At 56.2% G+C, this 12,200-nt stretch carries 15 protein-coding genes; 8 read left to right on the top strand and 7 right to left on the bottom strand.

The genetic code is table 11. From position 1 onward, the window contains the following. From Q0239_RS12120 to Q0239_RS18210, 3 genes are all read left to right on the top strand, one after another. The coding region (locus Q0239_RS12120; RefSeq protein ID WP_298603215.1) for a hypothetical protein at positions 1–243 on the top strand (243 nt) is incomplete at its 5' end. Positions 244–321: 78 nt separating this feature from the next. After that, entirely contained in the window at positions 322–648 is a 327-nt protein-coding gene (locus tag Q0239_RS12125; protein ID WP_298603218.1) for a hypothetical protein, read from the top strand. Beyond that, positions 645–3,890 (top strand): type IV secretion system DNA-binding domain-containing protein, encoded by a 3,246-nt coding sequence (locus Q0239_RS18210; RefSeq protein ID WP_367276098.1) that lies wholly within the window; start codon positions 645–647, stop codon positions 3,888–3,890. The genes Q0239_RS12125 and Q0239_RS18210 overlap by 4 nt, the downstream gene beginning before the upstream one ends. An 82-nt stretch (positions 3,891–3,972) precedes the next feature. Here Q0239_RS18210 and Q0239_RS12140 read toward each other — a convergent pair whose 3' ends face one another. Genes Q0239_RS12140 through Q0239_RS12150 form a run of 3 tightly spaced genes read right to left on the bottom strand, consistent with a single transcriptional unit; the run spans position 3,973 to position 5,346 of the window. Then, positions 3,973–4,275: a DUF5818 domain-containing protein gene (locus tag Q0239_RS12140; RefSeq protein ID WP_298603221.1), complete on the bottom strand. Its 303-nt coding sequence runs from the start codon at positions 4,273–4,275 to the stop codon at positions 3,973–3,975. Continuing rightward, a complete protein-coding gene (locus Q0239_RS12145; protein WP_298603224.1) occupies positions 4,266–4,691 on the bottom strand; it encodes a hypothetical protein in 426 nt (141 codons plus the stop codon). The genes Q0239_RS12140 and Q0239_RS12145 overlap by 10 nt, the downstream gene beginning before the upstream one ends. A 10-nt stretch (positions 4,692–4,701) precedes the next feature. After that, a complete protein-coding gene (locus Q0239_RS12150; protein WP_298603227.1) occupies positions 4,702–5,346 on the bottom strand; it encodes a S24 family peptidase in 645 nt (214 codons plus the stop codon). A gap of 104 nt (positions 5,347–5,450) precedes the next feature. Here Q0239_RS12150 and Q0239_RS12155 point away from each other — a divergent pair, with 104 nt between their 5' ends. The 3 genes from Q0239_RS12155 to Q0239_RS12165 all read left to right on the top strand — a co-directional run bounded on the left by Q0239_RS12155 (position 5,451) and on the right by Q0239_RS12165 (position 7,108). Further along, positions 5,451–5,633 (top strand): hypothetical protein, encoded by a 183-nt coding sequence (locus Q0239_RS12155; protein ID WP_298603230.1) that lies wholly within the window; start codon positions 5,451–5,453, stop codon positions 5,631–5,633. A gap of 117 nt (positions 5,634–5,750) precedes the next feature. Further along, the gene (locus tag Q0239_RS12160; RefSeq protein ID WP_298603232.1) at positions 5,751–6,311 is read left to right on the top strand and encodes an excalibur calcium-binding domain-containing protein; all 561 of its coding nucleotides are present in this window, start codon (positions 5,751–5,753) and stop codon (positions 6,309–6,311) included. Continuing rightward, complete coding sequence (locus Q0239_RS12165) at positions 6,305–7,108, top strand: ion transporter (RefSeq protein ID WP_298603235.1); 804 nt, start codon at positions 6,305–6,307, stop codon at positions 7,106–7,108. The genes Q0239_RS12160 and Q0239_RS12165 overlap by 7 nt, the downstream gene beginning before the upstream one ends. 137 nt (positions 7,109–7,245) lie before the next feature. Here the strand turns inward: Q0239_RS12165 and Q0239_RS12170 are convergent, their stop codons facing one another. The 3 genes from Q0239_RS12170 to Q0239_RS12180 are packed head-to-tail and all read right to left on the bottom strand — an operon-like array spanning position 7,246 to position 9,508. Beyond that, complete coding sequence (locus Q0239_RS12170; RefSeq protein ID WP_298603238.1) at positions 7,246–7,851, bottom strand: carbonic anhydrase; 606 nt, start codon at positions 7,849–7,851, stop codon at positions 7,246–7,248. Further along, positions 7,848–9,050, bottom strand: a complete 1,203-nt coding sequence (locus Q0239_RS12175; RefSeq protein WP_298603241.1) for an NnrS family protein — start codon at positions 9,048–9,050, stop codon at positions 7,848–7,850. Before Q0239_RS12175 ends, Q0239_RS12170 begins: the two co-directional genes overlap by 4 nt. Then, the gene (locus Q0239_RS12180; RefSeq protein WP_298603244.1) at positions 9,044–9,508 is read right to left on the bottom strand and encodes a hypothetical protein; all 465 of its coding nucleotides are present in this window, start codon (positions 9,506–9,508) and stop codon (positions 9,044–9,046) included. Before Q0239_RS12180 ends, Q0239_RS12175 begins: the two co-directional genes overlap by 7 nt. Before the next feature lie 94 nt (positions 9,509–9,602). Here Q0239_RS12180 and Q0239_RS12185 point away from each other — a divergent pair, with 94 nt between their 5' ends. Next, a complete protein-coding gene (locus tag Q0239_RS12185; RefSeq protein WP_298603247.1) occupies positions 9,603–10,820 on the top strand; it encodes an alginate export family protein in 1,218 nt (405 codons plus the stop codon). A gap of 40 nt (positions 10,821–10,860) precedes the next feature. Here Q0239_RS12185 and Q0239_RS12190 read toward each other — a convergent pair whose 3' ends face one another. Continuing rightward, on the bottom strand, positions 10,861–11,571 hold the full coding sequence (locus Q0239_RS12190; protein ID WP_298603250.1) for a helix-turn-helix domain-containing protein: 711 nt from the start codon (positions 11,569–11,571) through the stop codon (positions 10,861–10,863). Positions 11,572–11,787: 216 nt separating this feature from the next. On the opposite strand from Q0239_RS12190, the gene Q0239_RS12195 reads away from it, so the two are divergent. Then, positions 11,788–12,200 (top strand): nitrate/nitrite transporter (locus tag Q0239_RS12195; protein WP_298603253.1); only part of this gene is annotated, 413 nt, incomplete at its 3' end.

Genomic DNA, 12,200 nt, shown 5'->3' on the forward strand with positions numbered 1-12,200 from the left:
CGCTGGAAACCGCTGTTCCAAACACCGGCATCAGAGGCGAACCACAAAATTGAAACCACCCCCGGAGCTAGGAAAATGATGACACACCCTACACATTGGAAAGTAGGAGTTTTCGGCTGTTTTGTGCGGGTTTTCGGGAATGGCAGCTTTCAAGTCAAATCCAAGTCAAAGGGGTGGACTGACTTGGATTCAAGTCAGTCCTGCGAGCAAATGGCGCAAATCCGCGAAACTGTATGTTCTTGACATGTTCTCATCGATGACTTAAAACCAACCTGTCTTTCCGCAAGTGTGAACGGGCTCTGTATCCTACGGAGTCCATCAATGACGCGTCCTTCGTCACTGCAAATCTATGTATCGCGCGACCTTGCGCACCGTGTCCGCATGAAGTCCATGAGCCAGGGATTGAGCATGAGCGAATGGGTGCGTTCGCTTGTTGTCTCCGCCTGCGATGGCGATGATCCGGCAACACAAACAGCCCAGACAATCGATCGGATCCAGCGCCATTCGGTGTTCGTCATGGTCGGCATCGACGCGCTCCTCGCTGGCCATCCTGACCCCGATCTGCGTGATCGCGCGAGGTCCGCTTATGCCCGCCGGTGCAAGCAACTCGGCATCCCTACCAATGCGCTTGATGGAGGGACAAAATGAAACGCAAACTGCTCGATTTCACCACCGGCAGCCAGCTGCTGGGTCATTTCGGTTTCATGTTTGCAGCAGGCCTCAAACTACCCCTGATTGTTGCAGTTGCGGTCATCGGTGGAACCAGCTGGTGGATGCTGTCGGAAGGGCTGTCCGATCATGATCGCTATCTGGTCTGGATGCGGATCTATGCCGCGATCTATGGCTTCATGGAATTCGATCCGGCCAAATTGATCAATCTGGAAACAGGCTATGGAGGCGCAATCCAGCTTCCGATTTCGCTGGTCGCAGACTTTCCTCCGGTCGAGCGCGCCTGGAACATGACGGTCGAAATATTGAGCAATGCATTGTGGCGCTCGGCCCTCATCCTTATACCCTTGCTCATCGCCTTTACCTGGATTGCCGCGCGCTTTGGCAGCCGTTCCAAACAACGCAAACATGAGCGCGGAGCGTTGCTCGTTACCTTGCCCGAATTGGTGCGCGAAATACGCGAGCATAATGACCGCGAGCGCAATCGTGAACTGACCGCCGCCATGGGAAACAGATGGCGTCTGGCGAGCAACAATGAACTGCATGCGCTCTTTCCTTATGCGCCGTCGCGTCTTGCAGAGGTGACCTATCCATGGAGGCTTGAGCAAAGCCATGCGATGCTCATTGGTACCACCGGCATGGGCAAGACTGTTGCACTTTCCGACATGATCGAGGAAGCGCGCGGGCATGGCCAGCGGGCTGTGATATTCGATCTGACCGGCAGTTTTATCGAGCATTTTTACGAAAGCGACCGCGATATCATCCTCAATCCTCTGGATGCCCGCTGCCCGCAATGGAGCGTATTTGACGAGTGCCGCGATGAAGCCGAATTTTCTGCAGCCGCCGAAGCATTGGTACCGCACGACGGGGGCGGCTCGGAACAATTCTGGGTGCTCGCAGCCCGCCTGCTCTTTGTCGAAATGTGCCTCAAATTGAGGGAGCGCGGCAAGGCGTCGAACGAAGCACTTGCAACAGAACTGATGACCGCTGAGGTGTTGGCGCAGCTTGCCCTCATGGACCATAAGGGGCCATCGGTCACCGATACAGCGACATTAATGACCCGTTTGCCGAAGGCAAAAATTGAGGACAGGGCGCATTTGTCGAAAAGCTGGAGCGTAAAAGCTGCCGAACTGGGTTTCGATCCTGCTGCAGTCATAGCGCGCGCAAATGGACGAGCTGCAAATGACCTCGGCATACCGTTGAGTTTTGGTGAGCGGGTAGGCGAAGTCATCGAAAAGGGCAGGGAAATGGCTGCGGGCCTGGCTGAGAAATTCGGGCTCGCAGCATCTGATCCCTTGATGCCGCGCCTCTGGAAGAACCGGACGCCTGAGCAGATTGCAGCCGTGCACGCCGTTGCATCGGCGGTGCGCCATTTGAGCGAGCGTGAGGCTGCTTTCAGCCGCACGTCAATTTACAAGACCGCGCTTGATTTTGGCCTGCCAACCGCGCTGCCGCACATTGAGGAGCGTGTCGTCCAATTGCTGCGCCAAGGCATTTTGGTTGCGGGAAAGGGTGCGGACAAGGGACTTGTCACCACAGTCGGTGCCATAGCGCTTGAACAGCGCATCATTACGGGCGTTGAAGAAGGGCGGGGCACTGTCCTTCCCATTATCGATGCCGATGTGGCTGGCGAACGCCTGCAGGCGCTATCCCAGCTCAAATATGGCATGATCCTCAATCACGGGCAGGAAGGCGCCGGTCGGCTGATCCTTAGCTCGCACAACCGCATTGTTGCAATCCAGGGGATTGCAGGGGCGGGCAAGAGCACCGCGCTCAAACCCGTCGCCGATATCTTGCGCGAAGAAGGCCGCAATGTGCTGGGCCTCGCGGTGCAGAATACGCTCGTCCAGATGCTCGAACGCGACACCGGGATAAAGTCGATGACGGTCGCGCGGTTTCTAAGGCAGCACGGGCCGCTGCTGGCTTTGCGAGACCCATTGAAGCTTGCAGCCGCCCGCAAGGAAATGCGTGGTACGGTTGTTTTTCTCGATGAAGCTTCGATGGTCGGCAACAGCGATAAGGAAAAGCTGGTTCGGATTGCAAATCTTCTACAGCTCGACCGCTTCGCAAGCATCGGCGACAAGAAGCAGCTTGGCGCGGTCGATGCCGGAAAGCCGTTCGATTTGATGCAAAAGGCTGGCACCGAAACCGCGATCATGAACCTCAACATCCGTGCCCGCGACAAACAGCTGCGCGCAGCACAATATGCAGCCCAGGGTGGCCAAATCGACGAGGCCTTGCGGCATCTCGGTTCGAATGTGGTTGAAGTCGGCGAGGGCGCAGCGGTAGCGGCCGCTGCTGCATGGCTTTCGCTCGCGCCAAAGGAGCGCGACCGCACTTCGATCTATGCGTCGGGACGTTCGCTACGCAGTGCGGTCAATGAGGCTGTGCAAACCGGGCTAAAGGCCAATGGCGAACTTGGCGAGCCATCGTTGAAAGTCGAGGCCTTGACGCGGGTCAATGTAACACGCGAAGAACTCCGCTATGCCAAAACTTATGCGCCCGGAATGGTTGTCGAGGTTGCGCGGCGGCAACGCGCGCAGGGACTGCTCGCCGGGAGCTATGTTGTTATTGGTCCGGGTGAGGCAGTTGAAAGCGTCATGCTGCAAAATAGTCGCGGCAAGCAATTTGCCTTTCGTCCATCGCGATTGAAGCCGCAGGGCGAGCAGGACCCGCTGCGGTTGTTTGAAAAACAGACACTCGAACTCCATGCAGGCGAGCGCATTCGTTGGACCGAAACCGACCATAAGCGGGGGCTGTTGAATGCAGATCAGGCGCGGATTTTGGCGGTTGATGCAGACGGCATCGCGGTTCGTACATCCTCTGGCCTGGAGCACCGTCTGGCTAAGGACGACCCGATGCTCAGACGGCTCGATCTTGCCTATGCATTGAATGCGCACATGGCGCAGGGCCTGACATCCGATCGCGGTATTGCGGTTATGGACAGCCGCGAGCGCAACCTTTCCAACCAGCAAACTTTCCTGGTGACAATCACGCGTCTGCGCGACGGGTTGACGCTGTTTGTGAACAACAAGGACAGACTGGAAAGTGCCGTGGCGCGGAACAGCGGTAAGAAGAGTTCGGCATTGGAAACAACGGGTCTGCTCAAATCTGCTGCTGCCAAGGGCCTCGCCAAGGGAGAGACGCCGACCCCTGAAAAGACGCGTACGCCGCCCGAGCGTGAGCGACCGATGGTCAAGCCTTTCGAAATCGGGATCTAAGCGCCGATCGTGTGAAATCGCGGAACCGGCACAGGCTATGGTTCAACTAGCCCGTGTAAGCAGGCCGCAGTTGGGCTTCAGTTCACAAGAAATAGCCGGCAATCCAGAGCGCATAGCCAAGCACGACACAGGCAACCACAATGCTAAGCTCGATCAAGCCGCGCGACAATATCGGCCTTTTGGCGCCATGACGCCAAATCCGTTTGACCGCCAGCTCAGAAAATCCCGAGCGGACCGCCTCGATATGAACCTTGTTGCCAACGAGCTTCGATATCCGCCGCGACGGCTCGAGTAGCCATGTGCCGCCCTTATCGGGTTTCAGGAGCGGACCATTGGGGCCGTCGATCAACAGGCCGCTCTCATGGATGACATCGCCTACGGGCATCTATGGTCCCGCCAATAGCGATCCCATTTATGCACCGTTCCGCTTGCGACCATCTCGCATGAGAGATCATGTCCGGACGCAAGCACGCACCAGGCTGCCGTGCGTGTTCCTCCCGCCGACCCATCGGATCTGCAACGCATGGTCGGCGCGGAAACCGCGACATGACCTGTCGAATTGGTCCCTCGCGCACCGCCCAACAGGGAAACAAGCGTGTCGCGCGCTTCAATTGCCGAGGCATCGGGGCAGGGCTGGTTGGTACGGCAAGTACCGTCCATCTCGCGTGCGGCAACGCCGGACAAGCGCACATGCGGGCCTTCTGCACACCAAATCGGGCCGTCACCATCCCAGACGTGCGTAGGCGTACATTGGAAATTCTGTCCGGCAGCTATGACTGTGGCTGCGTAAATCAGGAACATCGCTTCACTTTCATTGCATTTTTCGGCCGAACCACAGCACCCGGCCGACAATATTGATCGACTGACGGCTCATACCGGACCAGGTGGGATAAGCAGGATTGTCACTCACCACTGAAATCTGCCGACCTTTTGGCTCGATGGCAATGCGTTTGACATTAAGCGTATCATCCATCCGCAGCACATAGATGCCATCGCGCAGACGCGCATGCCCGTCGCCCAGATCTACCATCACTTCATCGCCATCGAACAATGTAGGCTCCATGGAATCGCCGAGGACGCGAATGATCGACAGGCTCGATGCCTTGCTGGAAGTGAGTTTCTTAAGCCAGCCTTGGTCAAAGCCGAACTGCGCGCTTTTCTGCTCCATCTCGGAAAGAGCGCCGTGCCCAGCTGAGGCCGCGACATCAAGGATCGGAACCTGGACCAGATCGACAACCGGTCCGTTTTTGAAGACAGGACCGCCGAGCTGCGCTTCGTCTATTCCGTAATAGCGCGCTAATATGCTGCGGTCTCCCTCGCTCAACGCTCTGGGCGTACCGCGCTTGATGAACTGCTGGATATAGGCGGCATTGCGGCCAAGCAGCCGCGAGATTGACGAATAATCGTCGCGGTTGTTCCGGATCAACTCGTCGAGAACCGCTCGAGGATCGCTCATGTCCAAGGTCCTTCTTTCATTCGCGTAGGAATTTTTCCTAGACTCTAGGAGTGACTCCTATTACGAACAAAACAAGAACACAAGCTGAAAGTGAGTCGACGGATATGCCTCTGCTGGACCAGATTGAACGCTATCTCAGTGAAACCCATGTCTCTCCAACCCGCTTTGGCAGGATGGCAGTGGGTGATCCCAGATTTGTGCATGATCTGCGTTCAGGGCGCGAACCACGCCTTGCTACACGCGAGCGGGTTCGCAGTTTCCTGCTCCAGCCTAGACCTGACCAATAAGAATTGCGCATCACCCCGAAATTGAGCCTCCAGTTAAGATGGCCATGAAGTTAGTTTGGTAACTCTCGCAACTTCAGTTAAGTAAATAGCCAGCTGGAACGGGGGCAACTCAACAAGATGGCAGCAAAGTCCGATAATGGCGGTTGTGGCCTGCTTGTTCTGGCGGGGATTTTCATATTCGCAATTTCGAGATGTGGCGGTAGCGAAACCGAAACTGATGCAGCGCCATCTGAGAGCTATTTGTCGACACCCGCAGCGCAAGACAGCCAACAAACATTGCTCACAATGTATATCCAGAGCCGTAAAGTAAATTGCCGTGCCGAACCTGCCGCCCAGTCGGCGGTAGTCAAGAAATTTGAACATGGCGATGCCGTAGAGACAAGCGATGGAGAAAATGGCTGGCTCGCTGTAGAAAGCGGCGGCGAAGATAAATGCTGGATTAAAGCGAGCTTGCTCGGAGAGGAAAAGCCAGAGCCAGTCGCATTTGCCGTTCCGGCACCTGCCGCACCAACGCGCTTGTTTGAAGCGCCAGCCGAACGGTCGTCACTCAGTTGCGGTGGAAAGTCCGTTTGCCGGCAGATGGATAGCTGTGATGAAGCCTATCATTATCTGAACCAATGCGGCGTTGGCAGACTTGATGGCGACGGCGATGGCGTGCCGTGTGAGTCTATATGCTGAATGCGCCAAACACCCCCAAGACACAAAAGGAAGACAGTCCAATTGGGGAACTGCGGAGACTTTTGTATCGACACCTCGAGCCTTCGGTATGGCCTAACGCTGGAATTTCGCCGCTCAACTGGTTTTTGATAGCTGCCATTCTCGTTGGAACTGTCGCTGCGATACTGCAGACGGAGCCGTTAATATCCTCAGGCCGTGAAGCGCTCTTTCGAGGACTTGAACTGGGCCTAGGCTTGGTATTCGCGTTGGAGTATCTGGTCCGCTTCTGGATTGCTGCTGAACGAACGGGCCATGGAATAGCGGAAAACCGGCTGCGGTTTGTGTTCTCATTTTCAGGCTTGCTCGATCTGGCAATCATCGTCGCAACCTTTGCGCCGTTCGTCACAGCAAATCTGCTTGTTCTGAGACTGGCCCGGATCATCCGCATAGTCCGGCTAGCCAAGCTCGGACGAATGTCAGCTGCAATCCAGCGTTTGAGTGCGGCGGTCGCATCGAGGGGGGTTGAGCTTTTGTTCACTATGGGCCTTGCGGCAACGGTTTTGGTATTTGGGGCAACAGCATTGCATTTGCTCGAAGGCGAGCTTCAGTCAGAAAAGTTTGGAAGCATCCCGCGTGCAATGTGGTGGTCCGTGGTTACCCTTACGACTATTGGTTATGGCGATGTGTACCCGGTAACTGTTGGGGGAAAGATTGTTGCATCCATTGTCGCAGTTGCGGGGATCGGATTGATCGCCATGCCAACGGGAATATTGGCTGCAGCGTTCAGTGATGCGTTTCGAACGGGTAGCGACGATTGAGCGCCTTCGAGACATTCGCGACATTTGCCAATTCACATTGGTTTCTCCGAATGCGACATTCAACCTGCCTGTGGTGGCAACTCTGATTTCGTGCGCAGGGTAAATGAGATAGCAAATTAAGCTATATTTCAACGAGACTAGTCAAACCAATGTACGGCCCCGCTGGCCAGATCGTAAAAGGCACCGACGATCTTCAGTACTCCATGCTCTTGCGGACGGCGCAGGGCTGGAGAGGCTTCTTCCCTGAGTTCGCGGACAACGCGGTGGACATTGTGCCGGGCAGCAGCGTTGACTAGGTCGTGTTGGCAGTCTTCACCTACCTCCATGATCGCCGGATAAAGCGGTTGCAGCACTTTGCTGATATTGGCTGAATAGCCGTAATGTTCTTTGACGACCGATACCGCTGCCCTGACGGCACCGCAATTCTCGTGGCCCATAACTACGATTAACGGAACTCCCAGCACCGTGACCGCAAATTCGAGGCTGCCCAAGGCGGTGGAGCAGAGGCTGTTCCCTGCATTGCGGACAATGAACAGTTCTCCCAGCCCTCTGCCAAAAAGAAGTTCTGGCGCAACGCGCGAATCCGAGCAGCTCAGATAAGCTGCAATCGGCCGTTGGGCCGCGGCCATCCGCAGACGGCTCATCCGGTCGCCGTGGACAGCCAGCGGTGCATCGTCGAGGAAACGACGATTGCCGTCTTTCAATAGCGCCAGCGCGTCATCAGGGGTGAGCAATGGCGTCATCCAGCTTTACCGTCCTTTCGCGGCAGCAGGTAAATGGCGGCATTGCGTAAAACCCAAGGCGCAATTGCCAGGACGAATAATGCGGCGGAGATGACCAGCCATGGGCCGTCCTCTCCCTTTATCGCGGCCATAATGCGCGCCACTGCGGCGATCTGTATCCCGATGAAGCCAATTCGACCGACCATCGGGAGCTCAAGCGGTCGGCCCGAATGGCCCTGCGTCACGCGAGTTACCATCGCGACAATCAGACTGCTCGCAAAGCCGATGGTCAGCGCATGTTCGGGTGCGCGTCCAAGTTGCAAGCCGATGCTCGACGGCGCCGTCAGTGCATATCCGATTGGTGCCCAGGCAAAGCCGATAACGAGCACCCAGAGCAACGCCGGGGCTTCGCGACGCGGCCACCATTTGAATGCCATCAGTCCGGTGAGAGCAGCTAACAGCACGGCACCGCCGGTGACCAGAACGGCCAATTCAAATTGCAGGGCTGCTACGAGCAGCGCTGTTGCTCCCCAATAGGCAGCGAGCACCCAATAGGGCCGCCAGCGTTCATACTCCGCCACAACATTGCCTGCGAAAAAGGGCACCATGCGATGGCAGACAGTAACGAATACAGGTAGCAGGAACGCCCAGAGGCCCAGCCGGTTGGATAGTGGCAGAGCCAGCGCACCTGCTGGATCAACCAAGAAAAACAGAAAGGCGGTCTGCCCGATGACCCCCGCGGAAAGGGCGGCAAGGATAGACCAGCCGTGCCAGGTCGGGTCTTTACCATCGGTCCGTTCACGCAAAGCGACGCGCAGCAATGCGGCACCTCCCCAGAGCGCAGCGAGCAGCGCGCTTACGATGGCTGCGGCCAGCAGCTCATCATTGCCTATTGCCAGCGCCGCCCATGCCGTCAGTGTAGCGACTGCATAGCCCAAGCCGACGGGTGCATATGCGATCTTGCCCAGATCGGGATAGCCCATCCAGCGCGGGAATACCGTCAGCAGGAAACCGAAAAAAAGCGGCGGTAGTGCCAGATAGATTATCAACGGCGCATGCAGCAAAGCTGGCGGAATATCACCGCCTGCAGGTGCGGCAGTACCGAAATATAGCCCAGAAAGCACTGCCAGCCACCAGCAGAGCATAGCCACCAGTTGCACCGCGCCTATCAGGAACAGCAGACGATGCGGCGCTGCAAGGATCGTGACTGGGCTCACCATAGCCCATGGCTCCCGCCCACTGCGCCGATTGTAGCAATAATGGAAGCGAGCAAAATTATGCGGTGAGCCCGTTCCATACGCTGGAAATCGAGCTGCGGATGCGGCGATGCAGCCATGCGCTTGTGAAGGAAAAGCGGCTCGAGGATGAATAACATGATCGTAAAAACGAGCCAGACCAGCAGCATGGCCCACATCCACCAAAAGTGCGGGTCAGCAAAGCGACCCCATAGGTCGGTGCGCCAGACCATCCAGAAGCCACTGGCACCGGCCAACATCACCCAGATTTTTGCCTGCCAGGAGAAGCCGTTTTCGATCTGATGAAAGGCGGCGAGTCTGTCGGCCGCTTCGCGGTCACGGCGCAGTGCTGGCATGATGACGGTCGTGACAAAAGCAACGCCGCCGATCCACATCAGCACTGCGACAACATGAACGATGCGGGCGATTGTGAAGTCATCCATGGCGTTATCCTTACGATCCTTTGCAATTGATAATCATCAATGGCTTTGACCAATGTCAAACTAAACTCTTTGCGGAGGGTATAAAGGTTCCTCCATGAAAAACGCACCGCTCTTATCCTTGCTTGCCTTGTCGTCGGCTTTTGCTGCTGTGCAGCCGGCCGTGGCCGATGCTGCAAAAACTGATCCTATCACGCCTTATGCGGACATACGCTATCGGCTCGAACTGGTCGATCAGGAGGGCCTGCCAGAAGATGCGACTGCATCCACAATAAGATTGCGAGCCGGATTGAAAACTGCGGAATGGAATGGCCTGAGCGCGCTAATCGAGGGTGAGGCGATCGCGAGGGTCGGACCACGACACTACAATGATACGGTCAATGGCTTGACGGCCTATCCTGTAGTTGCCGATCCTTCGGACGTGCTGCTTAATCAGGCTTGGCTGAAATTCAGACCGGTGAAAGAAGTTGAAGCGATTGCAGGCAGGCAAGCTGTAAACTTCGACAATCAACGCTGGATCGGTTCGGTTGGCTGGCGGCAGAATGACCAGACACTCGATGCCGCACGCCTCAGCATCAAGCCGGTGAAGGGCGTCACACTGGATTATGGCTATGCTTGGCGGGTCAATCGCGTTTTTGGCCCGGATTCGCCGCAAGGCATTTGGCGCGACAATGATATTCACCTGATCCACGCCAACCTTGAGGCCAAGCCCGTCGGGATGCTCACGGCATATGGCTATTTCCTCGACATTCCCGATTCGCCCCTGTCATCCTCCAAAACCGTCGGAGCTCGACTCGCGGGTGAACAGAAACTTTCAGGCAAGGCCAAGCTGCTATACGCATTGGAATATGCCAATCAGCGCGATACTGCTGCAAACCCGAGAAATTTCTCGCTCGACTATCTGCTTGTCGAACCCGGCATTGCGATCGGCGCGCTTACATTTAAAGCTGGACTGGAGCGATTGGAGGGCAATGGCGTTGCCGCCCTGCAAACACCATTGGCGACATTGCATGCATTCAATGGCTGGGCGGATAAGTTTCTGACCACACCTGCCGATGGCTTACGTGACCTCTATGCCGATGTGGCAATAAAGCTGCCTGCTATCGCAGCGATAAAAGGTGCAAATGCGCGCTTACAATATCACGACTTTAATGCGACGCGGGGTAGTATTGACTATGGCAGGGAATGGGGGCTGATGCTCGGCGTTCCAATCACCAAGCAAATATCAACCACCGTGAAATTCAGTCGGTACAATGCCAACAGCTTCGCTAGCGACACCAGCAAATTCTGGTTCGCTGTTGATGCCAAATTCTGAGGTGCTTGTTGCTGGGGGTCGTGCCTGATGCCCCCCTGCCTTATAGCCCAAGACTTGCAATGTCGTTGGTCGGAAAAGCATCCGGCTTGGCAAAGGCGGCCAGTTTGCCCCGGTCAACAATCTGCACGACCGAACCTTCGATATTCACGCCATGCGATCCAAGTGCACTGAACGCACGCGATAGATTTTCGGGCGTCATTCCCAGCAGCGAAGCCAGTGTCCGTTTCTCGATCGGAATGTCGAACTGAAAGGCCCCGCCGCGTTCATCGCTCTCGACCAGCAAATAATTTCCGAGGCGCTCGACCGACTGGCGGAGCTTCATATCCGTCAGCGCGCGGACGAAGTAGCGAAAGCCAAACGACAATTCTTTCATCGCTGCCTGCATCAAAGCCCGGTCGTTGTCGATTGCTTCGCGGATCAGCGCGCAAGGGATCATCAATATTCGCGAAGCGGTAAGCGTGCGTGCGGACATGAGATAGGGTTGGTCAGTATAGGCGGCGGCCAATATGAAACTGCGCACGGGTCGCATGATCGCCATTGTGGTCGTGCGGTCGCCGTTGCTGGTATATAGTTCGACTAGGCCATCGACCAGAATGTGCAGGAAATCCGGTTTTTGGCCAACATCGAACAGCTTAAGAGCAGGCGGGAATACCTGCAGGAATGCGTTGGCAAAAATACGTTCACGCTGCTCGGGATCCATTTCGGCGAAAATAGGAAGAGCGGCAATTTCCGGTTTTTCTGCGGCGCGCACCCTGCATCCCCTCGCATCTGAATTTCGTCACTTTACGCCCTGGATTGATAATTATCAATCAGTGAGATGATGTAAATCCCAGGGCCTTTTGACGTTGATCACCCGAAGATGATTTTGCCTTTGCGCAACGGGTTTGGTTGATCCACGTCAACAATTCTCCCTCAATAAAGCGGTCAACCCGAAGCCGGAATTCAACACGCCGCATAGGGGGCAGTCATGGTCACGGCTTCGGTTTCACCGCAACAACAACAAGGGGCGCTGTGGCTCAGCACATTGGCCTTCACGGCCTGTTTCGCCGTCTGGACGATCTTCGCGATCATCGGCGTCGAAATAAAGGCCGAACTTGGCCTCAGTGACACCCAGTTCGGGCTTCTCGTGGGCACTCCGATCCTCACCGGTTCGCTGGTTCGCGTTTTTCTAGGCATCTGGACCGATCAATATGGCGGTAAACTGGTTTTCCCGCTGACCATGCTGGCATCGGCAGTTTCGACCTGGTTGCTTTCGATGGCAGACAGTTACGGGATGATGCTGCTCGCCGCCCTAGGTCTCGGTCTGGCAGGTGGCGGGTTTGCCGTTGGCGAAGATCATCTGGGCGCGACTGACGCAGAAACCTTTACCAACTACACGCT

This window comes from uncultured Sphingorhabdus sp. (assembly GCF_937872355.1).
Classification (GTDB): Bacteria; Pseudomonadota; Alphaproteobacteria; order Sphingomonadales; family Sphingomonadaceae; genus Sphingorhabdus_B.

Bases quoted from the DNA above. Each gene is read 5' to 3' on its own strand.
- Q0239_RS12185 (WP_298603247.1), top strand. From the start codon at position 9,603: ATGAAAAACGCACCGCTCTTATCCTTGCTTGCCTTGTCGTCGGCTTTT.
- Q0239_RS12180 (WP_298603244.1), bottom strand. From the start codon at position 9,508: ATGGATGACTTCACAATCGCCCGCATCGTTCATGTTGTCGCAGTGCTG.
- Q0239_RS12140 (WP_298603221.1), bottom strand. From the start codon at position 4,275: ATGCCCGTAGGCGATGTCATCCATGAGAGCGGCCTGTTGATCGACGGC.
- Q0239_RS12170 (WP_298603238.1), bottom strand. From the start codon at position 7,851: ATGACGCCATTGCTCACCCCTGATGACGCGCTGGCGCTATTGAAAGAC.
- Q0239_RS12155 (WP_298603230.1), top strand. From the start codon at position 5,451: ATGCCTCTGCTGGACCAGATTGAACGCTATCTCAGTGAAACCCATGTC.
- Q0239_RS12125 (WP_298603218.1), top strand. From the start codon at position 322: ATGACGCGTCCTTCGTCACTGCAAATCTATGTATCGCGCGACCTTGCG.
- Q0239_RS18210 (WP_367276098.1), top strand. From the start codon at position 645: ATGAAACGCAAACTGCTCGATTTCACCACCGGCAGCCAGCTGCTGGGT.
- Q0239_RS12145 (WP_298603224.1), bottom strand. From the start codon at position 4,691: ATGTTCCTGATTTACGCAGCCACAGTCATAGCTGCCGGACAGAATTTC.
- Q0239_RS12165 (WP_298603235.1), top strand. From the start codon at position 6,305: ATGCTGAATGCGCCAAACACCCCCAAGACACAAAAGGAAGACAGTCCA.
- Q0239_RS12175 (WP_298603241.1), bottom strand. From the start codon at position 9,050: ATGGTGAGCCCAGTCACGATCCTTGCAGCGCCGCATCGTCTGCTGTTC.
- Q0239_RS12160 (WP_298603232.1), top strand. From the start codon at position 5,751: ATGGCAGCAAAGTCCGATAATGGCGGTTGTGGCCTGCTTGTTCTGGCG.
- Q0239_RS12150 (WP_298603227.1), bottom strand. From the start codon at position 5,346: ATGAGCGATCCTCGAGCGGTTCTCGACGAGTTGATCCGGAACAACCGC.